21 protein-coding genes are annotated in these 25,390 nt (G+C 61.1%); 3 read left to right on the top strand and 18 right to left on the bottom strand.

Features of this window, described 5'->3' with window-relative positions; all coding sequences use genetic code 11:
• Positions 1-9 precede the first annotated feature (9 nt).
• From D8U71_RS08250 to D8U71_RS08220, 7 genes are all read right to left on the bottom strand, one after another.
• Positions 10-3,528 carry an AAA domain-containing protein gene (locus D8U71_RS08250; RefSeq protein WP_130887564.1) on the bottom strand — a complete coding sequence of 1,173 codons (3,519 nt, stop codon included), beginning with the start codon at positions 3,526-3,528 and terminating at the stop codon, positions 10-12.
• Positions 3,529-3,584: 56 nt separating this feature from the next.
• On the bottom strand, positions 3,585-4,220 hold the full coding sequence (locus tag D8U71_RS08245) for an NADH:ubiquinone oxidoreductase subunit N (RefSeq protein WP_071174014.1): 636 nt from the start codon (positions 4,218-4,220) through the stop codon (positions 3,585-3,587).
• Between the two features lie 93 nt (positions 4,221-4,313).
• Positions 4,314-5,756 (bottom strand): TolC family protein, encoded by a 1,443-nt coding sequence (locus tag D8U71_RS08240; protein ID WP_130887563.1) that lies wholly within the window; start codon positions 5,754-5,756, stop codon positions 4,314-4,316.
• On the bottom strand, positions 5,753-6,640 hold the full coding sequence (locus D8U71_RS08235; protein WP_016772263.1) for an HlyD family secretion protein: 888 nt from the start codon (positions 6,638-6,640) through the stop codon (positions 5,753-5,755). Before D8U71_RS08235 ends, D8U71_RS08240 begins: the two co-directional genes overlap by 4 nt.
• Positions 6,637-6,846 (bottom strand): DUF1656 domain-containing protein, encoded by a 210-nt coding sequence (locus tag D8U71_RS08230; RefSeq protein ID WP_016772264.1) that lies wholly within the window; start codon positions 6,844-6,846, stop codon positions 6,637-6,639. Before D8U71_RS08230 ends, D8U71_RS08235 begins: the two co-directional genes overlap by 4 nt.
• Positions 6,843-8,906: an FUSC family protein gene (locus D8U71_RS08225; RefSeq protein ID WP_016772265.1), complete on the bottom strand. Its 2,064-nt coding sequence runs from the start codon at positions 8,904-8,906 to the stop codon at positions 6,843-6,845. Before D8U71_RS08225 ends, D8U71_RS08230 begins: the two co-directional genes overlap by 4 nt.
• Entirely contained in the window at positions 8,903-9,331 is a 429-nt protein-coding gene (locus D8U71_RS08220; protein WP_016772266.1) for a MarR family transcriptional regulator, read from the bottom strand. Before D8U71_RS08220 ends, D8U71_RS08225 begins: the two co-directional genes overlap by 4 nt.
• Positions 9,332-9,526: 195 nt before the next feature.
• Between D8U71_RS08220 and D8U71_RS08215 the strand changes: the two genes are divergently transcribed.
• Both D8U71_RS08215 and D8U71_RS08210 read left to right on the top strand, forming a co-directional pair.
• Positions 9,527-9,805 carry a hypothetical protein gene (locus tag D8U71_RS08215; RefSeq protein WP_016772267.1) on the top strand — a complete coding sequence of 93 codons (279 nt, stop codon included), beginning with the start codon at positions 9,527-9,529 and terminating at the stop codon, positions 9,803-9,805.
• The gene (locus D8U71_RS08210; protein ID WP_016772268.1) at positions 9,802-10,083 is read left to right on the top strand and encodes a type II toxin-antitoxin system RelE/ParE family toxin; all 282 of its coding nucleotides are present in this window, start codon (positions 9,802-9,804) and stop codon (positions 10,081-10,083) included. Before D8U71_RS08215 ends, D8U71_RS08210 begins: the two co-directional genes overlap by 4 nt.
• Here D8U71_RS08210 and D8U71_RS08205 read toward each other — a convergent pair.
• The 11 genes from D8U71_RS08205 to D8U71_RS08155 form a co-directional block, all read right to left on the bottom strand.
• Complete coding sequence (locus tag D8U71_RS08205) at positions 10,071-10,325, bottom strand: DUF2789 domain-containing protein (protein WP_130887562.1); 255 nt, start codon at positions 10,323-10,325, stop codon at positions 10,071-10,073. The genes D8U71_RS08210 and D8U71_RS08205 overlap by 13 nt on opposite strands.
• A gap of 78 nt (positions 10,326-10,403) precedes the next feature.
• Entirely contained in the window at positions 10,404-11,972 is a 1,569-nt protein-coding gene (locus D8U71_RS08200) for an efflux transporter outer membrane subunit (RefSeq protein ID WP_177434889.1), read from the bottom strand.
• Positions 11,969-13,036 carry an HlyD family secretion protein gene (locus tag D8U71_RS08195; protein ID WP_130887561.1) on the bottom strand — a complete coding sequence of 356 codons (1,068 nt, stop codon included), beginning with the start codon at positions 13,034-13,036 and terminating at the stop codon, positions 11,969-11,971. The genes D8U71_RS08200 and D8U71_RS08195 overlap by 4 nt, the downstream gene beginning before the upstream one ends.
• A 27-nt stretch (positions 13,037-13,063) precedes the next feature.
• Positions 13,064-14,602: an MFS transporter gene (locus tag D8U71_RS08190; protein ID WP_130887560.1), complete on the bottom strand. Its 1,539-nt coding sequence runs from the start codon at positions 14,600-14,602 to the stop codon at positions 13,064-13,066.
• 225 nt (positions 14,603-14,827) lie between these two features.
• Positions 14,828-15,745, bottom strand: coding sequence for a LysR family transcriptional regulator (locus D8U71_RS08185; protein ID WP_016772273.1), 918 nt, complete (start codon positions 15,743-15,745; stop codon positions 14,828-14,830).
• A gap of 132 nt (positions 15,746-15,877) precedes the next feature.
• Positions 15,878-16,744, bottom strand: a complete 867-nt coding sequence (locus tag D8U71_RS08180; RefSeq protein ID WP_130887559.1) for an ABC transporter permease — start codon at positions 16,742-16,744, stop codon at positions 15,878-15,880.
• Between the two features lie 20 nt (positions 16,745-16,764).
• Positions 16,765-17,625: an ABC transporter ATP-binding protein gene (locus tag D8U71_RS08175; RefSeq protein WP_130887558.1), complete on the bottom strand. Its 861-nt coding sequence runs from the start codon at positions 17,623-17,625 to the stop codon at positions 16,765-16,767.
• Positions 17,626-17,642: 17 nt separating this feature from the next.
• On the bottom strand, positions 17,643-18,539 hold the full coding sequence (locus D8U71_RS08170; protein WP_130887557.1) for a TauD/TfdA family dioxygenase: 897 nt from the start codon (positions 18,537-18,539) through the stop codon (positions 17,643-17,645).
• A gap of 333 nt (positions 18,540-18,872) precedes the next feature.
• Positions 18,873-20,240, bottom strand: coding sequence for an HlyD family type I secretion periplasmic adaptor subunit (locus tag D8U71_RS08165; RefSeq protein WP_024011116.1), 1,368 nt, complete (start codon positions 20,238-20,240; stop codon positions 18,873-18,875).
• On the bottom strand, positions 20,230-22,386 hold the full coding sequence (locus D8U71_RS08160; protein ID WP_051600365.1) for a type I secretion system permease/ATPase: 2,157 nt from the start codon (positions 22,384-22,386) through the stop codon (positions 20,230-20,232). The genes D8U71_RS08165 and D8U71_RS08160 overlap by 11 nt, the downstream gene beginning before the upstream one ends.
• Positions 22,387-22,419: 33 nt before the next feature.
• Positions 22,420-23,772, bottom strand: a complete 1,353-nt coding sequence (locus tag D8U71_RS08155; RefSeq protein WP_130887556.1) for a TolC family outer membrane protein — start codon at positions 23,770-23,772, stop codon at positions 22,420-22,422.
• A gap of 360 nt (positions 23,773-24,132) precedes the next feature.
• Between D8U71_RS08155 and D8U71_RS08150 the strand changes: the two genes are divergently transcribed.
• On the top strand, positions 24,133-25,390 hold a 1,258-nt coding region (locus D8U71_RS08150), incomplete at its 3' end, for a retention module-containing protein (RefSeq protein ID WP_130887678.1).

Raw genomic sequence — 25,390 nt, 5'->3', positions numbered from 1 at the left:
CTGTGCCGGTCATACCGAAACCTGAGACGGTTTTGCCCCTAAAAGGTGCCGCAGGTCCTTCATGCTGTCCTGAATCATTGCCGACGCAGACTGGCCGTCATAGCGGATGCTCGATTCGTAATAGCTGTAAACGCTGGATGACTGACGCACCGAGGAAAGCCAGTTGAACGATCCCACGGCGAGCCATGCGTCATCCACCAGAAGCATCTTGCTGTGCACACTGCGCACCTGCGTGTTTCTGAACTTCGCTCCGGCCTCTTCAAGCAACCGGACACACTCTTCGAAAGCTTGCGCTTTTGTCGGCTCGGCACTGCACAATTCACGACTGCTGATGACCACGACGCTGACGCCACGGGTGCATGCCTCGCGAATCAGCGTCGGTACCTGATCCTGCCTGATTGCATCCTTCGTAAGATAGGGAGACACGATGATCAGACGCTCTCGGGCGCTTTCGAAGGCTGATCGCAGGGTTTGCCTGTGACTTTCCAGATCGCTGATTTGCTCGGTGAAATACGGGTTATAGGCCGGCACCAGCCATTGCAGGGGGATTCCCTTGAGTTCATTGCGCTCGTCCTTGAACAAATGCCGGCCGAGAATCGCCGACGGGGTTGTTCCGACCGGGTTGAAGAGGTTCATGTTGCCAAACACCAGAAACGCGTCTTGTGCCCGAGAGATAGCAACGTTCAAAAGAGAACCTGCATCCTTGTCGAAAAAAGGCGACCCGGGTTCGGTATCCAGACCATAGGTCGGTGAAAATATAATCAGCCGGCGCTCAGCGCCCTGCAGACTGTGAACGGTGCCTACCGTTATGCCATGTCCGGCACCGAGACTGTGATCCAGCGCCTGACGAATTGCCGAGGTCTGCGCCGCGAACGGCGTGACGACCGCCACCAGATCCTTGAAAGCTTTTTTGTCTTCGGCGAAAGAAGCCTCGATGCCTGCTCGATGTTCCTGCAACCAATGAGCAATCACCTGTGCCTCGACCTGATTGCGTCGGCTTTTACCGACACGTTGGTCCAGCCCCGTCAGGTGGACGTAGCCCAGACTGGGACTGAAGCGGCGAGGGCCTTCTTCGCGGCAAGGCTGCAACAATTGTTTGTAAACCAGCTCATTGCAGATCTCGATGATTTCGCGCCAACAGCGACGATGCTCACTGAGGAACATGCCACGACCACGCCTGGCATGCTTGGTGTAAGGCGTAGCCTGTTGGGCGACCCGCATCAGATTGCCTTTTGAAGCTGATCTGCCCGATTCGCAAAACGCCTCCCAGCCATCGCCCAGCAGGCCGAAGTGCCGAGCATTGGCCAGATCGATCGAGGACGGCAAACCATGTACCGGGGCAATTTGATCGACGTCACCGACAACCATCGCCCGCTTGGCCAGCGCAAAGGCGGGAACGCCGATCTGGGAGGCGACCTGGCCGGCTTCGTCGACGATCAACAGATCGATGCAATCGAGCAAGGGAAGGTACTGGCTTTTCCAGCCACTGAACCGGTTTGGCAATGAATAAAGGGTGACCACGGAGCAAGGAAACAACTTGGCCAGACGGCGGTATTGGCGCTCGAGTCGCTCCGGCGACAGGGTGTCCTCTACTTTGGAAAAACGCGCAAGCGTTTGCTCGACCTCCAGCAGATAACGCGCTTCCCAGTAATGGGTCGCCCATTTGAACGCTTCAAATCGCAGCCCTTTGTCGAGTGCGTCCTGGATGACTGCGGTTTCAAGCTGCCCATTGGCGTCGCCGAAGCTCTCCAGCCGAGCGATTGTTTCGTTGAGCGTCGAGAGCGACTGGCGTGTCGTCGTCAACTGCGTTTGTAGCCGCTCGTGGTTTTTCGAGAGCGCTTCGGCTTGCTTGGCCAATAGCGCATCGAAGGCTTCGCGGCTGCCGACATGATGGATCTGCGCTCCCAATGTTTCGCTGTGGTCGATGGCGACCCGAGCAAAGAAGACATCGTCGCGGCGGCTTCGCAGCGACTTCCGCCCGCACCAGGCCATGAACGTGACGAAAATGTTTTCCTGCTCTACGTGAAGCTTCCAGGCCAGCTTCAACTTTTGAACCTGCACCAGCGCGTCGGCAGCCCTCTGCAGGTCTTTCACGCCGCCGTTGATCGAACCCTCAAGCGCTGAGCGTGCGTGTGCCGCCATTTCCTGCGAGACACTCACTGCGCCGAACAGCGTATTGAGCGCGATCAGATCTTCAGTGACGCGTTCGATACGACTGCAGCAAGCTTCGAGTCGAGCATGAAGCTCGGTGGTTGCGCCTTCAAGCGACGGCTCGCGTAAGCGTCCCAATGCGTTTTGGGCGCACTGTAGAAAATGGTCAAGGGCCAGCGCAAAACCTTCGGCCTTTTCCACCAACTGAAAGTCATGCACCGAGTTCTTGCCCATACCTTTCAAGGCATGAACGGTGAAGCCGTGCATGTCGTTTTCTCGGCTTTTGGCAGGCAGGTACAGACCGTAACTCTCAAGCCCTTTGATCCACCGACCGGTCAATGGTCCATCTCGCTCCTTGACCTTGGCGAAGGCTTCCAGGATGTTGACGACAGCTTGATTGTTCGTCGAGGTTGCGACGATCAGCGGCGGCTCCTCTTGCGCCCTCGCCTGTTTGATCCACAGCGAAGCGATGACGCTCAACAACAGCGTGGTTTTACCGGTACCCGGAGGGCCATCGACGGCTGTCACCGCGTCCGGCAGGGAAAAAAAGTGCACCAGCGATTCACGCTGCGATGGCGACAGCCCATAGCGGCATTCCATTTGCCCCAGATGTTCAATCGAACCTGCCAACTGCTGCTCGGCCGTGAGCAACGGCTTGTCTGTGACAGGGTTGAGGAGAGTTTCGAGCAGATCCAGCGCGGCATCACTGTCGTGACGCAAATGATCGAGCAAGGTCTGGATGTGCTGCGTTGCACCATTGGCGCTGGTTGCAAGCAGAATCAGCGGGTAATTGAGCCTTTCGTACTGATCGACCTGAAGATTTTCCCACTCCTGCCCGCAGACCTCACGACAAAAGGTTCTGGCGTTGTAGACAAGACTGTTCCAGTCCGTCGGACGAGGTAGCCGGGCATACACCCGGTCGACGTCTTCCACGGTACCGACCGTAACCTGATAGGCACTTGGCTCAAGGAAGTTGCGTGGCGCAACGGGTCGCAGGTTTTCCGGATCAATGCTGAGCTTGCCGTTGCGTTGCAACAGGCCGAAAAAGAACAGTGGTGCGATGCATTCAGGCAGCAGTCTGCTTGGATGGCCATGCTCCGGTCGCAGGCCGAAGAGAAAAGGGCAGACGATGACTCGTAGTGGCCAGCCCTCATCGGCGTCGACCTTGACCGCGCGCTCAGTTGAGCTGGATTTGGGTCTCTGCCCGTACAGCTTCTTGCAGCAATGGTCGGACAGCTCGCCGCGTATGATTTCGTCCAGCGTGAGCGCGCGCGAGGCCTGATCAAGCTCAGGCATCAAATTACAGGCGTCGGCCAACGCAGCGCTCAAGTAGTCGAGATGAACCTTTACATTCCCTTGCATCAGTTTTGCAGCCATCAAAAAAGTCTGCGGCCATTATGCCAGCAGGGTAGAAAAACCCCATCCTGGGATTTTCAGGAATACTGAACCTCGATTTCATCCAGCTGATGATCAAAGCTCTTCAGCCGAGCGGTCCAGGTATACACCAGCACTTCAAAGTCGCGATCGATCACCGCTCCGCCGGTGGTATCCGCCCGCACATCGCAGAAATCCAGCTGATAGCGTTCGCGGGCCATGGCCGTGGCGACGTCGGACAGCTCGCGGGCGTTGTTCAGCCAGTGCCAGCCGTCATCGGCGATCTGCTTGTCGAGTTCCAGGCATTGCTTCTTCAGGGCTTCGAGGCTTTTTTCCAGCGGCGTGCCGGTGAGCTCGCCCATGACTTCGGCGAAGGTTCGCCCGGGCTGCCAGTAGCTGCCCCAGAAGTAGCGGTCGAACACCGTTTCGACCCGGCGCAGGGCGACTTTGGTGTCCCAGATCAGCACGAGCATCCTGCCCCGTTCGAGCTGGCGCTTCTTGACCCGTTGCAGCTGAATCGAGGTCCACGCGACGACGACGATCGCCATCACCGCGATCAGCGCAACGGCGCTGTCGAGGAAGATCATCGCCGTATCGATCTGGTGGGCCAGCATGATCCCGTAGAAATACGTGGCCGAGAGCAGCACCAGTGCGACCAGAGCGCACCAGAAGCCGAGAGCGTAAGGGTTTTTCATTATTGGTTTCCCCTGGGCCAGCACGAGCAATGTGCATTGCAGGAGCGCTTGGCATGGGGCGCCCCTCCAACACTTCAAAGCATAGCAACGACCTCAGGGTTTGCTGGCGCTCGAGGTGTTCGTTCGTCCGCTTTCCCAGCCACCGCCCAGGGCGAGGAACAAATCGATCTGGCTCATCGCGACCTGGGTGTTGGCGGCGGCCAGTTGCGCGGTGACATCGGTATAGGTGCGGGTTGCTTGCAGGTCGGCAAGGAACGACTCGCGGCCGGCCTGGAAGAAGCGGTGCGTCTGCTCGGCGGCGAGCTTCGCCGACTGCTCGGCTTCGGCCAGCGCATCGCGGCGTTGCAGCAGCGCGCTGTACTGGGCCAGACCGGTCTGGGTCTCGCGGATGGCGTTGAGCACCACGCCGTCGAAATGCGCCAGCGCGCCTTGAGTGTTGGCCTCGGCTTCACGAATGCGCGCACGGGCGCCGTTGGTCGGTACTTTCCAGCTCAGCGACGGGCCAAAGCCCCAGCGGTTGGTCGACGGATCGCCAAGGTCATCAATGATGCCGACGGTGCCGATGGTCGCGCCGATGCTGATGTCCGGGTACAGCTCACCGGTGGCGATGCCGATGCCGGCGGTTGCCGCTGCGAGACGCCGCTCGGCCTGACGAATATCCGGGCGGCGCTTGAGCAGCGCAGCGCCGTCACCGACCGGCACCAGTTGCGCGATCTTCGGCAACTCGGCGCAACTGGCGGTACCTGCCGGCAACTGTTCGACCGGTTTGGCCAGCAGCATCGACAGACGGAACAGCCCCGCCTGACGCGCGGCTTCATAGCGCGGCAAGTCGGCGCGCAGGGATTTGAATTGGGTCTGCGAGCGGGTGACCTGGGTCTCGTCGCCCCGCCCGGCATCGCGCAGGCGCTGGATCAGCGTGGTGCTCTGCGATTGCAGATCGAGAGAGTGCTCGGCGATTTCCCGCTCTTCGTTGGCTGCGCAGACCTGGGTGTAAGCACGAACCACGTCCGCCACCAAGGTGATACGCGCAGTGTCGGCGGCGGCCTGAGTTGCATCGGCATTGGCTTTGGCCGCTTCGATGCCGCGCTGCAAGGTGCCCCACAGGTCGAACTGGTACGAAGCGCTGATGCCGATATCGGCAATGTTGGCCACCGGGACTTTCTCCGGCAGCAGGAACGCCTGACCGGATTCCTGCAAACGTTGCGCGCCCATTTTCACCCCGCCGCTCCAGCCACCAGCGGCCTCGGCTTCATCCACCTGAGCACGTGCCCGCGACAGGTTCGCCGCCGCCACGCGCAGGTCGGTATTGGAAGCCATGGCCTGCTGCACCAGTTGATCAAGGCGCGGGTCTTTATACAGCCGCCACCAGTCGGTCGGCACCGGCGCCGAGACAACCGGTTTGCCGGCGACTGCCAGCTCACCCTGAATATCCTTGCGCTGCACCGCCGCGTCAGTGGGCACCTGATAATCCGGGCCGATCATCTGACAGGCCGAGAGCATCACGCCCAACCCGGCGATCAACCAGGCCCTGCTCATGGCTGCGGCTCCTCATGCTGATCGTCGATGATCGACACAGTGGCGGTACGCCCGGCGATCATGCGGAAGTCGGCCGGCACCTCATCAAAAGCGATGCGCACCGGAATCCGCTGCGCCAGGCGAACCCAACTGAACGCCGGGTTGACGTTGGGCAGCAGGTTGCTGCCGCTGGTGCGGTCGCGGTCTTCGATACCGGCGACGATACTTTCGACATGTCCGCGCAACCGCGCGCGGTCACCGATCACGCGGATATCCACCGATTGCCCGACGTGGATGCCGTCGAGTTTGGTTTCTTCAAAATAGCCGTCGATGTGGAAGGAGTTGCTGTCGACCACCGACAACACCGGGCGCCCGGCGGTGACGAATTCCTGCGGACGCGGCGCGCGGTCGTTGACGTAACCGTCGACCGGGCTGCGGATCACCGAGCGATCGAGGTTGAGCTGCGCACTGTCGACCGCCACCAAGGCTTCGGCCAATGCCGACTGTGCACGGGCGACGCGCGACTGGCTTTCTTCCAGCTGTTCGGCCGGCACCAGATTGCCGAGGCCACGGTTACGCTTGGCTTCACGCTGGGCCTGGGCGAGGGTTTCTTCGCGATCGGCAACGGCGGCCTTGGCCTGGCGCAGGGCCAGTTTGAAGCGATCCTGGTCGATGCTGAACAGCACCTGGCCACGCTTGATCAACTGGTTGTCCTTTACCTCGACCTGCTGGATCAACCCGGACACGTCCGGGGCGATCTGGATGATGTCGGCGCGAATGTGGCCGTCGCGGGTCCACGGCGCGAACATGTAATACATCACCATGCGCCAGACGAGGACAACGGCAAAAGTCACGATCAGCAGGGTCAGAACCACGCGACCGATGGTCAGAAACGGTTTTTTCATGTCATCAGGTATCGACTGAGTGAGTCCACGCCGTACAGCAGCACGGCGTAGAGCGCCACGTTGAACAATGCCCGGTGCCAGACCAGACGGTAAAAGTGCAGGCGTTGCAGCACGCCATGCACCAACAAAAACAGCACGTAAGTGATGCCCATCAGCACCAGCAGGGTCGGCAGGAAAATGCCGCTGATATCCAGATCACCGATCATAGGGGCGCTCCATCGGGCAGCGGTTCTTCGGGCTCGGCGCTGGAGACGAACTCGACACCGGGCAGCAAGGCCAGACGCAGACCGCTCAAGGCGTGCAGCAGGTGTCGACGGGTTTCATCGTCGCCCTGGCCGTTCAGCGCACGGCGGGTACGATCAAGTGTCATCAGCAGACCGCTCGGTGCCGGCAGGCGTTCGTCGGCTTTGAGGCACGCGCGGAAATACTCGCCGACCTCGCCCACCACTTGTCGCAGCAGGGCGTTTGGCACGCCGGTGACGCGCGGGGTGTAGGCAAGCAGATCGAGCATATTCAGACCGACACGCACTTCGCGCATGGCGATGCCGGTGTCCTGACCGGTCAGGGCCAGACGCGGCAGGTGCTGCATCAGCCGGTCGAGCAGCTGCACGCCCAAATGCCGATGCTCGGCGAGGCTGGCTGGCTCGGTCATGCTGACAATGTCTTTCCAACTGAATCGGGTCAGACGCTTGGCCGCCAGTTCGGCACCGAACGGTCGCGCCACCAGCGTCCAGATGAAAGCGAACAACAGCCCCAGCGGCCCGGCGAGGTTGGAGTTGGCAAAGGCAAAAAAGTCAGCGTCGTAGGCGCCCTGAATACTGATGAACGACGAGGTATTGACCAGCGTCAGCAGCATGCCGAGGTAAAATCGCGGCTGCACGGTCAGCGTGCCGACGCAAATGAACGGCACGGCAAACGCCAGCACCAGCATCGGGAAGTCGTGCAGGTTGGGCAGAATCAGAAACAGATAAAGACTGGCGAACAGCACCGACATCCCGGTCCAGAAAAAGAACCGGTAAATCTGCGGCGCCGGGTCGTCCATCGAGGCAAAGAAGCTGCACGCCACCGCTGCCAGGATCACCGCGCTGCCGCCGTCCGGCCAGCCGAGCAGGATCCACAGCACCGAAGCAACGATGATCGCCAGAATGGTCGAGGTCACCGAGTAGAGCATCAGTCCGCGATCGATGAACGGCGTCAACCGGCCCAGGCGCCAATGCCGGTAGACCGCGCGCCAGCTGTCCTGGCGCTCGCACAGAATCGCATCCTGCAGGCTGCGACAGTCCTGCCACAGATCGATGAATTCACCGAGGCGGTAGATCGCGTTGGAGAACAGCAACTGTTTGCGCTCCTCCAGCGCTTCGGCGCTCGGTTGCAACGCGTCGAGTTGATCTCTGAGTGCTTGCCAGCGCTCAAGGTTGGCGTCCGCGTAGGCCAGCCATTCCCGGGTCGCGGTCAGCAACGGCTGGAATTTTTCCACCAGTTCCGGGGTGCGGCGTTCGAGGGCGTACAGCGAATCCTCAAGGGCATCGATCACCGGCAACAGGTGAATCATCCGCCCGCGCAGTTCCTTGGTGTTGCGCACGGTTTGTGGCCGCGCGCCTTCGTGGGGCAACTGGCCGATCATCAACTCGAGGCTGTTGAAGTTGGCGACCATGGCCATGCGCAGCGCGGTGACTTCTTCCGGCTGCACATCGCGGCTGAGAAACTTCAGGCTGTAGCTCGTCGCATCGGCGAACCACTTGCTCACGGCATCGTTGAACACCGGCGCCAGCCGTCGCGGCCAGAACATCGCACCGACCACCGCAGCGACGGCGATGCCAAGGAAAATCTCTTCGGTACGTGCCTCGGCCACGTCCCACACCGCCAGCGGATTATCGACCACGGGCAGGGCAATCAGCGGCAAGGTGTAGCCGGCCAGCATCAACGCATAGCTGTTGGCGGTGCGCAGATGCAGGGACATGAACAGCAGAATGCCGGTCCACAACGCGATCACCACCACCAGCACATAGGGGCTCTGTACGAACATCGGCACGAAGAGCACCGCCGCCGCCGCGCCCAGGAAAGTGCCCGCCGCGCGGTACAGCGCTTTTGAACTGGTCGGGCCGAGAAACGGGCTGGAGACAATGTACACCGTGGCCATCGCCCAATACGGACGCGGCATTTGCATGAGCAAGGCGATGTACAGCGCAATCATCGACGCTGCAAAAGTACGGACCCCGTAAAACCAGTCACGGGCCGGCGGCATGCCAGTGAAAAAACCGTTCAAGAATTGACCACCACAGGCGAACTCGCCGCCTCAAAAGCCCTCAGTACCCGAAGCGTAGCTTCCAGATCGCTGCGCTCGATGCCTTCCAGCACCTCATGACGCAAGCGCACCAGCTCGGCCTCCACCGCCTGCACCAGCTCGCGGCCGGTATCGGTAAGGCTCAGGCACTTGGCGCGGCGATCCTGAGCATCTTCGGTGCGACAGACGTAACCGGCGTGGCACAGCTGATCGAGCAAGCGCACCAGCGAAGGACTCTCCATCCCCGCAGCCTGGGCGACTTGCACCTGACGCACGCCCTCGCCCAAACGCCCGATCATCAACAAGGGCACGGCGCAGGCTTCGGAAATTCCATAGTTGACCAGCGTGGTCTGGCAGATCTTCCGCCAATGCCGGGCGGCCACCACCATGGCGCTGCTGATGTTCATCTGGAGACTGTCGAGGGAATCGGACACGGGATAACGGACACTGTTAGTTTGCTAACTATCAATATCGCATTGGAGGGGAATTTCAGTCAAGTTTTGAAACAAATCTCTCCGTTAGTCGCCCTATCTGACTCAAAGCTTTCTCCATCGATACTGACAAGGTATATACGTTGTCATCACCAAATTCAGGAGCCTGATATGTCAAAACAAGCCGTTTTCACCATGAAACTGGAGCCGGAACTGCGGGAGGAGTTCATGGCGGAAGCCGAAGCGGCACACCGGCCGGCGTCGCAAATCATGCGAGACATGATGCGTCAGTATGTTCAAACCCAGCGAGAGGCCCGCGAATATGAAGCGTTCCTGCAACGCAAGGTTGAAATCGCTCGGGAATCCGTACGTGCCGGAGACGGATTGAACAACGAAGACGTAGAAGCAGCGTTCGCGGCAAAGCGCAGGCAGGCAGAAGATCACCTATGAAAATCATATGGACGCCAGCCGCCGCACAGGATCGTGCAGACATTTGGGACTACTTGCAGGCCGCCAACCCAAGAGCGGCCATCGAAATGGATCTGCGCTTCAGCGAAGCGGTTCATCGCCTTTCCGACAATCCGTTGATTGGCCGTGCCGGCATCATTGCCGGTACGCGTGAGCTGATTCCGCATCCCAGTTACCGTCTTGTCTATCAAACGGAGAGAGATGCCGTCTGGATCATGGCGCTGGTGCATACGGCACGGACTTGGCCTCAGCCGAAGTAATCAGCCCGCCCCTTGCGCAACATCACATTCAACTGATCCACCACCTCCGCCCAATCCGCATCATCCAGAATCTCCTCGCGCAGAAACTGCGCCTGACTTTCCGTCCAGAAAAACGCGTCAGCCAGATGCAATTCCGGCTTGAGCGGCGAATGGCTGGCGATGAATTTGTCGATGCCGGTCGGATCGTCATCGAGGCCGAGTTGTTTGAACAGGGCCGGTAGACTGTGCTGCGGATTTTCCATGATGCAACTCCTCTGCAATTCAGGTCCGGCGTTGCGCCGTTTGCTGCAATGGAGTTGATCATAGCTGGCGCTGCGGGTTCAGGGTCTGGCGACGTCAAGTGAGCCTGCGGCCAGTTGCGCTGCCGGATAGACCGACTGCCATCCGCCACCGAGCGCCTTGTACAACCCGACCATCGCCAGTGACACGCCGGTCGAGCTTTCTACCCATTGTTCCTGCGTGGCGAGCAAGGCGCTCTGCACGGTTAGGACGTTGACGAAATCGACCACGCCTTCGACGTATTGCTGTTGCGCAGTACGCAGGGCGATCCGGTTCTGACGCACGGCTTCGGCGAGGCTGTCGCGACGGCGCTGGCTGGCGTTGTAGGCGGTCAGTTGATCATCGATTTCATGCCAGGCACGCAGCACGGTTTGCTGGTAGGCGATCGCCGCTTCCTGCTGTTGGGCTTCACGCAGTTGCAGCATGCCGCGCAAGCGACCGCCGTCGAACAACGGCAGGCTGAATTGCGGGCCGATGGCAAAGGCGCGCGAGCCCCAAGAACCGAAATCGCTCAGTTGCATGGCCTGGGAACCGAAGTTGCCGGACAGGGTGATGCGCGGATAGAAATCACCCTTGGCCACACCGATGTTGGCGGTGGCGGCGTGCAGACGCGCTTCGGCCTGGCGGATATCCGGACGGCGTTCGGCCAATTGCGACGGCAGGCCGATGGCGACTTGCAGTGGCGACTGCGGCACTGCCGCGTCTGTGGATAACGCTTGAGCGAGGGCCTGCGGCGGTTCGCCCATCAGCAGACTGATCGCGTTGATCAGTTGCGCCTGACGCTGCTCGAGCGCCGGCAGCCGTGCCTCGATGGCGGCGACTTGCGCGGCGGCTTCGGCGACGTCCAGGTCGGTGGCCACGCCATCGGCCAGCCGCAACTGCGAGAGTTTCAGGCTGTGGCGAGCGACGTCGAGGTTCTGCTCGGTGACGGCGCGGGTGTTCTGCACCCCGCGCAGCTGAATGTAGTTTTGCGCGGTGTCGGCAAGCACGGTCAGCAGCACGCCGCGACGATCATTTTCTGCCACTTCGAGATTGGCATCAGCGGCTTCGGTTTCACGACGCACGCGGCCCCAGAAGTCCAGTTCCCATGAGGCGGAGAAACCGGCATCCCAGAGGTTGAACGCCTCGTCGCCGTTATTTCCCGATGGATCGTTCAAGCCTTCGCCACTGTTGCGTTTGCGCCCGTAGCTGCCGGTGGCAGAGCTGTGCGGATAGCGCTCGGCGGTGATCACCTGACGCGCGGCGCGGCTTTGTTGCAGGCGGCTGCTGGCCAGTTGCAGGTCGAGGTTGCTGTTCAGCGCGCGCTGGGTGAGCGCGGAAAGTTGCGGGTCGTGGAAGGTTTCCCAGCAGCGTTCGTTCAGGGGTTCGCTGACGGCCTGGCTTGGGGCGGACCTGGCGGGTTTGGCCCAATCGGAAGGTTGGGTGGCTCCGGGTTTCTGGAAGTCGGGGCCGACGGTGCAGGCGGTGAGACTAATTGTGAGCAAGGCACTGAAGGTTAGCTGCTGCCACTGGCTTTTTCGCGAGCAGGCTCGCTCCCACAGGGGGAACGCATTAAAAAATGTGGGAGCGAGCCTGCTCGCGAAGGCGGCAGCCGATTCAACACCGATCATCGCTGCGTCACCTCGCGCCCGGACGCCTTTGAGCTGGCGGTATCAATGCTCGCCTCGACCGACATCCCCACCCGCAACCGCTCAGCCAGTGGCTGGCCCGGTTCCAGCACGATCTTCACCGGAATCCGCTGCACAACCTTGGTGAAATTACCGGTGGCGTTATCCGGTTTCACCGCCGCAAAGGTCACGCCAGTTGCCGGCGCAATACTCTCGACGCGGCCGGTCAGGGCTTCACCGCCCAAGCTGTCGACCCGCACTTGCACATCCTGCCCCGGCTGCACCTCGGTCAACTGGGTTTCCTGAAAATTGGCCACCACATAGGCCTGCTGCAACGGCACCACCGCCAACAGCTTGCTGCCCGGGGTGACGTAGGCGCCGACACGCACCGCGCGCTCGCCGATCATGCCGTCCTGCGGCGCAGTAATACGCGTGTAAGAGAGGTTGAAACTGGCAATCTCCAGCGCCGCCTGCGCGTGTTTCAGATTGCCTTCGGCGGCGTTGCGCTGGGCGGTGAGAATCTCGACCTGCTTGCGTTCGGCCGCCAGCTTCGCGGTCGCGGTGTCGAGGCGAGCCGAGGCCTGATCGATGCGCGTGCGCGCCTGCTGCGCGTTCTGCACGGTACCGGCACCGACACCGGCGAGGTGGTTGTAGCGGTTCAGTTCCTGTTGTGCGAAGGCCATTTCCGCTTTGGCCGAGACCACGGTGGCCTGCGCCTGAGCAATCAGCGACGCCTGCCGCTCCAGGGTCGCGTTGGCGTTCTGCAACTGCGCCCGCGCGACCAGGGTTTGCGCATCCGCCGCTTCCGCCGCTGCGCGCAGATCACGGTCATCGATCAGCGCCAGCAACTGCCCGGCCTTGACCTGCTGGTTGTCTTCGACCAGCACCTGCTTGATGAACCCGGCCACGCGCGGCACCACCAGCGTGTAGTCGGCGGAGACGAAGGCGTCGTTGGTGGTTTGCTCGGTGCGTTGGCCGAACAGCCCGGGCATTGCCAGATATACCAGCACGCCCACCGCCAGCGCGGTAGCCACGGCCACCGCGAGTTTTTGCTTGGATTGAGTCATAAAAAACCTTCAGTTTCAGTACAGCGATCAGGTCGGCGCGCGCGGCGGATAAATCCGCGTCGGCAGCCAGAAAATCAGCAGGATCAACGCCACAGCGACGCCGGCCATGCACAGGTACAAATCGGACGAAGTCAGCACCACCGCCTGCTCGTGCACGCGGTGAGCGAGGCCCGGATCGCCGTGATCGGCCAGCGGCGAATTGCCGAGGCTGTCGACCAACATGGTCGAATGAAAATGCAGGCGTGCGGTGGTCAGCGCTTCGATGATGCCGGTGGCGACCACGGCGGCAAGGCCTTTGACTGTGTTGAACCACGCCGACGCGAACGGCCCTTCTATCGGCGTGATGCTGCCGGTCGACAACATCAGCAGCGGCAACACCGCCATCGGCTGGCCGAAAATCTGCAGCCATTGCAGGACGTAGAAATCATCGCGAATCCATACCGAAGTCAGGTGCGAACCGCCGAGGCAGGACAGCGCGAGCATGCTCAGACCAATGCCGAGCACCCAGCGGCAATCGACCCAGCGCAAGTTGCATAGCGCCGCCACCAATGGCAGCGCGATCAACTGCGGCAGCGCGGCAATGAGCATGATCGGCGCGGTTTGCGCCGGACGATAACCCTGCACCTGGGCCAGATAACTCGACGGAATCAGCACCACCGCCAGCAGCACGATCAGCACCCCGGCGAGGGTGATCAACGCAAACAGCAGGTTGCGGATGCCGAGCATCTGCAATTTGAAAAACGGAATCGGCTGCGACCATTCATTGATCATAAAAGCCACTAGCAGCAGCGAACCGGCACCGAGTAATCCACAGATCAGATTCGACTCGAACCAGTCCAGTCGATTGCCCTGCAACAAACCGATCACCAGCATGCAGATCGCCGGAAAGCCCAGCAGCAGGCCTTTCCAGTTGAACGTCTTGAGACGTTCCAGTCGCAGCGGATCCTGGGGCAATCCGTAAGCCACTGCGGCCATGGCGATCAGGCACGGCACGATGATCTGCCAGAAGGTCCACTGCCAGCCGACGTATTCGGTCCACAGACCGGCCAGCGGCGTGCCGAGTCCCGGGCCGAAAGTCGCGGTCAGTGCGTAGCCGGCCAGTCCGTACAGTTTGATGTTCGCTGGGAGAAAGCGCAGTGCGACGGTCATCAGCATCGGCGGCAATGCACCGCCGGCGAGGCCTTGGAGGATGCGAATCAGCAGCAGACTTTCGTAGTTCGGGGCGAACGGGCACAGCACCCCGAGCAGGGTAAACAGACCGATGGCGCACAGCGTGAAGCGGCGCAGCGAGAAGGTCACCGAGCACCACGGCGCGAAGGCCATGGCCGCGACCGACGTGGCCGTGTAGCTGGCGACCAGCCAGGTGCCTTCGTCGTAGCCGATGTGCAGCGCGCCGCGAATATCGGCGAGTGCAACTTTGGTGACCATCTCGTTGAGGCCAGAAACCAGCACGGCCAACAGCACGCCGACCAGACCAATGATGATCCGCGCCCCGAACACCGCAGGCGCAGCCGCCGTCGCCGGGCTGGTCGCGGCGAGAGGCGCCGAGACCGTCAGGGATGTCATGAATGAAAAGCTCCGGGGGTGAAAATACCGGAGCATTTTAGTGGGGCTTACTGCTGACGAAAATTGACTTATTGGCAGGTTATAAGTGCATCAGACACAACGGTGAATGCCTATGTGGGAGCGAGCTTGCTCGCGAAAGCGGTGGACCAGTCGCCATTGAGGTGACTGATCCACCGCTTTCGCGAGCAGGCTCGCTCCCACAGGGATTCGATGGTGCCTGATGATTTACGGCTGTGCCGCCAGCCACGTTTCATCGCAGCAGGTCTTGAGGGTTTCACGCAGCCAGCGGTGGGCCGGGTCCTTGTCGAAGCGCGGGTGCCAGGCCTGGGTCAGCATCAGCATAGGCAGCGGAATCGGCAGATCGAATGAACGCAGTTTCAGGCCCAACCGCCGTACGCTGAGCAGTGCTTCTTTGGGCACCGGCAGGATCAGGTCGGAGTCGGGCAAGGCAAACATCGCCGCGTGGAAGCTCGGCGCGATCACCGCCACCCGGCGCTCCAGCCCCAAAGCATTCAACGCCGTGTCGATCGGGCCGCGAGCGATGCCACGCCGCGACATGCTGATGTGGGAAAAACCGGCGTAGCGCTCAGCGGTGATTTCGCCGTCGAGCAGCGGATGGTTCTCGCGCACCAGGCCGACGAAATGCGTGGAGAACAGGTTCTGTACCTTAACCTCCGGCGTAAGCGGACGGGTGTTGCTGACGCTCAGATCGATGCGTCCTTCGCGCAGCGCCTCATCGTCGCCATCGCCTTCCGGGACGAAGCGTAATTCGCAATGCGGGGCGAGTTGGTCGAGGGTATCGAACAGCTTGCCGCCGTAAACGCCGACAAAGAAATCATTGGCGCGGATGCTGAAACGTCGACGCAAGGTGCCCAGTTCGACGCTATCGGCGGAGCGAAACAGCAGCGCCGCCTGCTCGACCACGTCGCGCACCTGTTCGCGCAGTTCGAGGGCTTTGGGGGTCGGCACCAGACCACGCCCGGCGCGCACCAGGATCGGATCGCCGATGGCTTCGCGAATCCGCGTCAGCGTGCGGCTCATGGCCGCCGGGCTGAGGTTCATCCGCCGCGCCGCGCCGACCACACTGCCCTCGTCGAGCAAGGCATCGAGGGCGACCAGAAGGTTCATGTCCGGGAGTTGCATGCTGAGCACTCTTGGCTGATCTGGATTGATCCGGGCGCAATGCTAGCAGATCAAAAGATCGCAGCCTGCGGCAGCTCCTACAGAGGATGGTTTTCCCATGTAGGAGCTGCCGAAGGCTGCGATCTTTTCAGGTCAGCGCTGCATACCCCAGCGCTTCACCGTCACCCGCTCAAGGGTGGCAAACACCAGATTCTCCACCAGCAGACCAATCAGGATCACCACCGCCAACCCGGCAAACACCTTGTCGGTGTACAGCTCATTGCGATTCTGGAAGATGTACCAGCCCAGCCCGCCCTTGCCACTGGTTGCGCCAAACACCAATTCGGCTGCGATCAAGGTGCGCCAGGCAAACGCCCAGCCAATCTTCAAACCGGCGAGAATCGACGGCAGTGCCGCCGGGATCAGTATGAACAACACAAGGCGCAACCCCTTGAGACCATAATTGCGCCCGGCCATACGCAGCGTTTCGGAGACGCCGAGAAATCCGGCATAGGTGTTCAGCGCCAGCGCCCACAGCACCGAATGCACCAGCACGAAAATCAGACTGTTCTGCCCCAATCCGAACCAGAGCAGCGCCAGCGGCAACAGGGCGATCGCCGGCAACGGGTTGAACATCGAAGTCATCGTACTGAGCAGATCACGTCCCAACTGGGTCGAAACCGCCAATGTCGTCAGAGCGAACGCGAGGACAATGCCGATCAGGTAACCCTTGATCAGCACCACCAGGGATATCCACACCTTGGCCAGCAACTCGCCACTGAGCAGACCGTCGAACAGGGCCTGCGCGGTTTGCAAAAAACTCGGCAGCATCAGGTCGTTGTTCTGAATCCGCGCGACCACTTCCCAGATGATCGCCAGCACGATCAGGATCAGGCTTTTGCGCAGCCAGCCCTGTTGCCAAAGGCGCGTCGCAAGCGGCAATTCGCGCTCGACCGGCACTGCGGTCAGCGGCTCGAGCACGGTTTCGAATTCTTCACGCACGGATGATGAATGGCTCATCGGGTAGACCTCCTGGCCGTTCAATAGGCGATGCGAATGTCGTTGAAGTGGTGATCACGTTCGGTCTCCGGCGCCTGGCCCTCATCGAACAGCAGACGATGAATGCGCCGCGCCGATTCCTGAAACGCCACGCCGCCGAGGCTGTGCAGATCGTATTGATGGCTGTGCACTTCGGCGCGCACCCGCCCCGGATGCGGCGACAGCAAGAGGATGCGATTGCCGATCACCAAGGCTTCTTCGATCGAATGAGTGACGAACAGCAGGGTGAAACGAACCTCTTCCCAGAGCAGCAGCAACTCCTCCTGCATCTTGCGGCGGGTCAACGCATCGAGTGCAGCGAAGGGTTCGTCCATCAAAAGAATTTTCGGCTGCATGGCCAAGGCCCGGGCGATCGCCACCCGTGCTTTCATGCCGCCGGACAAGGTGTGTGGATAGGCGTCGGCGAACGCTGCGAGGCCGACCTTTTCCAGATAGTGCAACGCACGCTCTTCGGCTTCTTTCTTGTTCAAGGTGCGCGAGGCGAGCAGCGGGAACATCACGTTCTGCTTGACGGTTTTCCACGGCGGCAACTGGTCGAATTCCTGAAACACCACAATGCGGTCCGGCCCCGGCGCATCGACGCGCTGGCCTTGCAGGCGGATCTCGCCTTCGCAAGGCTGGATGAATCCGGCGACAGCCTTGAGCAAGGTCGATTTCCCGCAACCGGACGGGCCAAGCAGGACGAACCGGTCAGCCGGGTCGACGGCGAAACTGACTTGATGGGTAGCGCGCACCACCCGCTGCGGCGTGCGGTATTCAAGGCTGACGTGATCGACGGCCAGCAACGCTTCGCTGCGGGCGATCGGGCTGCTGGCCGCGTGGCCTGGCAAAGGGGCGTTCATGATCGATCTCCGGCAAATCAGAAAGGCGCGTCGCCCTGGATAGTCGTGCGATACAGCTTGCGGCGCAGATGCGCGGGGCAGCCGGCGGCGAGGTGGATCAGCGAGCGGTTGTCCCAGAACACCAGGTCATGCGGTTCCCACTGATGGCGGTAGATGTTTTGCGGCAGCACGCTGTGGGCGAAGAGTTCGCCGAGCAACTGACGACTTTCGTCTTTCGGCAGACCGACGATGCGCGTGGTGAAGCCTTCGCTGACGAACAAGGCCTTGCGGCCGTTTTCCGGATGAGTGCGCACCACCGGGTGCACCACTTCGGCGACCTGAGCCAGTTGTTCCGGGGTCAGGGTCGGGCGCCAGTTACCCTCGAACTTGGTTTCGCTGTAGCGCGCGGTATAGGAATGCGCAGCGGAACGTCCTTCGACCGCAGTGCGCAACGCAGCGGGCAAGTCGTCCCAGGCTTTGTGCATGTCGGCGAACAGTGTGTCGCCACCCTCGGCGGGCAGCTCTTGGGCGTGCAGCATCGAGCCGAGACTCGGCAGCTCTTTATAGGAGAGATCGGAATGCCAGAATTTGCCGGCGTCACCGAGACCGATGTTCTGGCCGTTCTCGATGATGTTGGAAACGATGAGGATTTCCGGGTGATTGGCCAAGAGGAATTGCTTGAGCACGTGGATCTGCAACACGCCGAAACGGCGGCTGAAATCGATTTGCTGTTGCGGGGTGATCTGCTGATCGCGGAAGACCACGACGTGGTGATCCAGGTGCGCGCGATGAATGCGCGCGAAGTCCTGATCATTGACCGGCCGGCGCAGGTCGAGGCCAACGATCTCGGCGCCGACGGCACCGCTGAAGGGGCGAATTTCGAAAACTTGTGGCGCGGCAGTTGCGGCGCTTTCGGTGGCAGTAGCGGCGGACATCAATCATCTCCCACGCACGGCGCGCTCACGGACGCGCTCGTCGATCAGACACTCACGCTGGATTGCGTGTCGGTTCAGGTCGTGCGGCGCGCCGATTGGTCGGCAGGTACGCAGGTGGGTGACTTTATAGCTATAAGAATCGGAAATTAAATACCGTTAATGAATAACGATATGGCGAATGGTGAGGGCGTGGGTGACCATTTGTGTCACTTACCGGCGGATATGTAGCGCTTCGGAGGACGCCTTCGCGAGCAGGCTCGCTCCCACAGCTGGAATGCAATCTCCTGTGGGAGCGAGCCTGCTCGCTAATGGGCCGTCAGCAGCGCTGAAGACCTAGCGCTCGTGCAACGCCTCAGCCCGCGCCCGGATAATCGGCTTCAGCAAATAGCTCAGCACCGACTTCTTGCCCGTGATGATATCCACAGACGCAACCATTCCCGGGATGATCAGCAGTGGCTTTTCATCCGTGCCCAAGTGGCTGCGCTCGGTGCGCACTTTGATCACGTAGTAAGTGGTTTTCTTGTCTTCGTCGGTGATGGTATCCGCACCGATCTGCTCTAGCTGCGCCTTGAGCCCGCCGTAAATGGTGTAGTCATAGGCGGTGAATTTGACGATTGCTTCCTGACCCGGATGCAGGAACGCGATGTCCTGCGGGCGGATCTTGGCTTCGACCAGCAGGGTGTCATCCAGCGGCACGATTTCGACCATGTCGCTGCCCGGCTGGATCACGCCGCCGATGGTGTTGACCAGCAACTTGTTGACGATACCCCGCACAGGTGAGGTAACCAGCGTACGGCTGACGCGGTCTTCCAGCGCCTTGCCGGTGGCCTGGGCCTTGTTCAGATCGGTGCGCGCTTCGTTGAGCTGGGTCAGCGCTTCGCTGCGGAATTTGCCGCGGGTTTCGTCGATCTTGCGCTGCACTTCCTTGATCGCCGATTCCGCGCGCGGAATGGCCAGCGTGGTCGCATCGAGCTGGCCACGGGTTTCCACTTCGGCACGCTTGAGACGCAACACTTCCACCGGCGAGACCGCGCCCTGCGCCACCAGCGGCTCGGACATGTTGATTTCCTGACGCTGCAAGCCGAGTTGCTGACGGTACTGGGCCTGCTTGGAGCTGAACTCACGCAGCTCTTGCTGACGCTGGATCAACTGCTCCTGCAAGCCGCCGATTTCATCGTGCAACTGCTGACGGCGGCTGATGTACAGCGACTCTTCGCTTTTTGCCTGGCCCGGCACGGCTTTGAGTACGTCCTCGGGGAAGTTCAGCGGACGATCATCGACTTCCGCGCTCAGGCGCTCGACCCGCAGCAGCATCGACAGGCGATCAGCCTCGGTTTCGCCGACGTTGGAGGCAAAACGCGTGTCATCGAGACGAATCAGCGGCGCGCCGGCCTCGACGATCTGGCCTTCCTTGACGAACAGCTCGGAGACGATACCGCCCTCCAGGTTCTGGATTTTCTGGATCTTGGAAGACGGAATCGCCTTGCCGTCGCCCTTGGTCACTTCGTCGATTACGGCGAAGTTGGCCCAGAGCATGAGGAACACGAAGAAGCCGATGATCGCCCAGATGGTCAGGCGCACGACGCGCGGGGCGTCTTCGATCAGCGCCTTGTTGACCTCCGGCAGCGGCTGACCCTGCAGCGAGGCAGAGCCCTTGAAGTAGCGACGGATCGACTCCTTGACACCGGACTTAAGCAACACTGATCTGCCCCTTCTTCAACGCTTCCATCACGGCGGCTTTCGGGCCGTCGGCGAGAATCTGCCCGCGATCGATCACCAGCAGGCGATCGACCAGCGACAACAGCGATGCCCGGTGCGTGACCAGCACCACGGTCTTGTTTTCAATCACTGCTGCGAGGCGTTGCTTGAGGCGTTCTTCACCGGTGTTGTCCATCGCACTGGTTGGCTCATCCATCAGCAGAATCGGTGGATTGAGCAACAAGGCCCGGGCCAGGGCGACGTTCTGCCGCTGGCCGCCGGAGAGGTTCTGCCCGCGCTCACCGACTTGCAACTCGTAGCCTTGCGGGTGCAGACGGGCGAACTCGTGCACGCCGGCCAGTTCGGCGGCTTGCAGCACCAGCTCGTCTTCGACGTAACGCGCGCCGGACACCAGGTTGTCACGCAGGGTGCCGGACAGCAGCTGAATGTCCTGCGGCACGTAGCCGATGTTGTAGCGCAGTTCGCTGACGTCGATCTGACGGATGTCCACGCCGTCGACCAGCAAGGCACCGTCGTCCGGTTGGTACAGGCCCACCAGCAGTTTCGCCAGCGAACTCTTGCCCGAACCGCTGCGGCCAATGATGCCGATCTTCTCGCCGGGACGGATCACCAGGTTGATGTTCTTCAGCGCCGGGTTCTGCTGGTCCGGATAGGTGAAGCTGAGCTGACGGCATTCGATCGCACCCTGCAGCACCTTGCGGCTCAGCGGGCGCTCCTCGAAGTTGCGCTCCTGCGGCAGCTCCATCATCTGGTCGACCGAGGTCATGGTCACCCGCGCCTGTTGATAGCGCGTGAGCAGGCCGGACAGCGACGCCAGCGGGCTCAGCGCGCGGCCACTGAGCATGTAGCAGGCAATCAGCCCGCCCATGCTCAGGTTGCCGGCGATGATCTGGTACACGCCGAAGACGATCATGATCACCCCGGCCAGTTGCTGGATCAGCAAGGTGATGTTCATCGCCAGACCGGAGAGCATTTTCACTCGCAGCTCGAGGCGACTGAGGGTGCCGATGGTCTGCTCCCACTGATACTGGCGCTCGCTTTCAGCGTTGTTGACCTTGACCGCATCCAGGCCGGCGAGGGTTTCGATCAGGCTCGACTGGCGCTCGGCGCCCAGCGCCATGGTGCGCTCCATGGTCGCGATCAGCGGCTTCTGCAAGGCGTAGCCGATCAACAGGGCAATCGGGAACGCCAGCACCGGAATCCACACCAGATGCCCGCCGAGAATGGCGATGACGATGAAAATCAGGATGGTGAACGGCAGGTCGATCAGACTGGTCAGGGTCAGCGAGGCGAGAAAGTCGCGCAGGCTCTGAAACTCGTGGATGTTCTGCGCAAAGCTGCCGACCCGCGCCGGGCGGTATTTCATCGCCATGCCGACAATGCGCTCGAACAGCGTGGCGGAGATGATCAGGTCGGTTTTCTTCCCGGCCAGATCCAGGCACAGGCTGCGCAGGCTCTTGAGGATCAAGTCGAAGATGTAAGCGCCGGTGATGCCCAGCGCCAGCACCCAAAGGGTTGCTTCGGCCTGGTTCGGCACCACGCGGTCGTAGACGTTCATCACGAACAGCGGCGCGGCCATGGCGATGATGTTGATCAGGAAACTGGCGGCGATCGCATCGGCGTACAGCCAGCGCGAACGCTTGAGGGTGTCACGGAACCACGAGCGTGCGCGCGGGATCAGCGTGCCGTGGTTGACGTCGAATTTGTGCTGCGGCTGGGCGAAGAACACTTTGCCGGTGTAATCGTCGCTCAGCAGTTCGCGGCTGACCACCGATTCGCCGCCATCGCTTTCGCTCAGCAGCACGCGTGCTTCGTTGTCGCCCTGCCAGCCGAGCAGGACGGCACTGCGGCCATCCTTGAGCAGCAACAGAGCGGGCATGGCGATCGCCGGAATTTCTTCGAGCTTGCGCTGCAACACCCGCCCCTGCAGCCCGGCGCGGGCCGCTGCGCGCGGCAGCAACTCGACACTCAAACGTTGTTTGGGCAGCGGCAGGCCGGTGGTCAGCATCGCCGCGCTGGCAGGCTTCTGGTGCAGCATGCACAGGGCGAGCAGACCATCCAGCAACGGATCGTCATGCAACGCGCGTGGATCATGGCTGAGTTGAACTCGACTGACTTCTGATTCCACGCTCGACACTCTTTAACAGTTGAAAGGGATAACTCAGTTCATCCCAGGCAGCTGGACCTTGGGCTTCACGTCGTTCTGCACAACGGATGCCAACGGCGCGACCACTCCCTGGCTTTTGAGCAATTGGCCCATGGTCGCCTTGATTCGGTACTGAGTAAATAACTGAATGTTCTTGATTTCCGCCAGACGCCGCGAGGCGGTGAACAATTCGTTTTCGCTGTCGAGCAAGTCCAGCAGGGTGCGTTCGCCGAGGCTGAATTGACGCTGGTAGGCGGTACGCACCGAGGTGCTGCGATCGACGTACTGCTGAGCGATCGGCACCTGAGCGTTGGCGTTGTTCAGGGCGTTCCAGGCCAGGCCGAGCTCTTCGTTCAACTGACGCAGGGCGTTGTTACGGATGTCCAGCGCCTGGTTGGCCAGGTACGACTTGGATTCCAGATCGGCCTTGTTGCTGCCACCGGAATACAGGTTGAAGCGCATGCGCAGCATGGCCTGCCATTCGTTGTTGTGGCCGTTCTGGCCGTCGATATCGTTATCGGCGGTACGGCCCAGTTCGGCGTCGAAGCGCGGGTAAAAGGTCGATTTGGCGGTGGCGAACTGCTTCTCGGCAGCGGCAATATCCGACTCGGCGGAACGCAGGATCGGGCTGTTTTCCAGCATCTGCGCGCGGGCTTCATTGAGGTTGGCCGGCATCATCGCCATGAACGGCGCCGGGCGCTCGAGCTGGTCGGGCATCTGGCCGACGGCGCTGAGGAAGTTGGTTTCCGCGTCGGCGAGGTTGGTCTGTTCGGTGATCAGATTGTTGCGGGCCTGGGCCATACGCGCTTCGGCCTGATCAAGGTCGGCACCGCTGCCGACGCCGCGCTGGGTGCGCAGCTGGATCTGATCGTAGATGCGCTGGTGGCTCTTGAGGTTTTCCTCGGCCAGACGGACGAATTCGCGACGGGTCAGCACGTCCAGATACACCTGGGCGACAGTCAGTGCAGTACGCTCGGAAGTGCCCAGCAGTGAGTAAGCACGGGAGCTGACGTTGGCTTGTTGACGCGCCACTTCGTTGGACGTCGCGAAACCGTCAAAAACCATTTGCGAGAGACGTAAACTTGACTCGCTGCGGTTCAACGTCTCCCAGTGATTGCTTCCACCGTTCGCTCGAGTGGTCACACTGTCAGTGCCTTCACGGCCATAACCGCCGAGCAGATCGACCTTGGGCAGGTATCCCCCTTTCGCAGCCTTTAACTGATAATCCGCCGCCAATCGACTGTTGACCCCCGCCTGAATCTCCGGATGGACATCCAGCGCCTGTTGCATGGCTTCTGGTAAGGATTGTGCTTGTGCGAATGAGGCGGCGAGAGCGAAGGGAGCGGCAAGGAGCAAAAGCGAACGCATGGTTGGAATTTTCCCGGAACTTCTTGTCTTGAATCACAGCAGAACGTGGTGCTGCGTCGGATGATGGCAACCCGAAAGACCGTATGTCGGAAAGTTCAAAACAGGAACTGGATGACAGGCTGAAGGACAGGTCGCCGCGGAAATATCAATGTGACATTAGTGGGGCGATTGTTTAGGATGGCTCCCAGAAGGTCAATAGTTTGGCATAAAGTTAATCGCGATAATTTATAGCCAGATTATTGACGGAAATACAGCGTCAATAAGTTATCCATCTATAGAAAGTACGTCCAGACTGAAGTGGCGCCGACGCCCGTCAGGTCCATGGAAGTCAACTGAATGTGACACCCCGGAGAGTCTTCAATGAGCAGTGTTGTTGCCGTCGTCAAAAGCATTGTCGGTCAGGTTTTCGTGGTGTCCCCAGAGGGCGTGCGTCGCGTACTCGTTGAAGGCGATCGCCTGTATGTCGGCGACCAGATCGATACCGGCCTGTCCGGCGCGGTGTCGCTGGAACTGGCCGATGGCCGCATGCTCGATCTGGGCCGTGACACCCAGTGGAGCGCCAGCTCGCCTGACTCCAGCACTGACCTGGCCGAAGCCACCGCGCAGGCTGCGCCTTCTGTAGAAGAACTGCAGCAAGCCATCGCCGCTGGTGTCGACCCGACCACCGCACTCGAATCCACCGCGGCCGGCCCGACCGCCGCAGGTGCCGGTGGCGCCGCCGGTGGTGGTCACAGCTTTGTCATGCTCGACGCCACCGCTGGCCGCGTCGATCCGACCATTGGCTTTCCGACGGCGGGCATCAATTCTGCCGGCCAAGTCGCGCAGGACACCACCGGCGGCCTGACCACCGACACCACCACCAACGCGCTGCGTGACTCGACCCTGAGCCTCAGCGCCACGCCGACCATCACCGAAGCCGGCGGCGTGCTGGTGTACACCGCGACCCTGACCCAGGCGCCGCTGACCGACCTGACCATCACCCTGTCCAATGGCGCAGTGATCGTCATCCCGGCCGGCGCCACCACCGGCACCGTCAACGTGCCGCTGGCACCGAACGACACGGTCTACAACGACCCGACCCAGATCGACGTGACCGTCACCGGCACCAGCGGCGGCAACGGCATCACCGTGACCCCGCCGACTATCCCGGCGACCACGCAGGTCACCGACACCGTCGATACCACTACCGTCACGCTGACGGCTGGTTCGAGCGTGACCGAAGGCGGCCAGATTACCTACACCGCGACGCTGACTAACCCGGCGCAAACTCCGGTCACCGTCACGCTGTCGAATGGCTCGACCATTACCATTGGCGCTGGCCAGACTACCGGCACTGTTAACGTGCCGACCCCGACCAATGACGTTTACAACAACGGCAGCACTGTTACGACGACGATCACCGGGGCTACCGGCGGCAACTTTGAAAACCTGGTGCCGAATCCGACGCCAGCAGTAACTACGATCACCGACTCGGTCGATAACACTGGCCTGACCCTGACCGCGACCAACAATATTGTTGAAGGCGGTCAGATCACCTACACCGCGACGTTGACCAACCCGGCGCAAACCCCGGTGACCGTCACTCTGTCGAACGGCTCGACCATCACCATTGCGGCTG

It is taken from the genome of Pseudomonas sp. Sample_21, from assembly GCF_004307525.1.
Classification (GTDB): Bacteria; Pseudomonadota; Gammaproteobacteria; order Pseudomonadales; family Pseudomonadaceae; genus Aquipseudomonas; species Aquipseudomonas atacamensis.
Note: the sequence above shows the minus strand (reverse complement) of the source record. Positions and strands in the feature narration are given on the sequence as shown.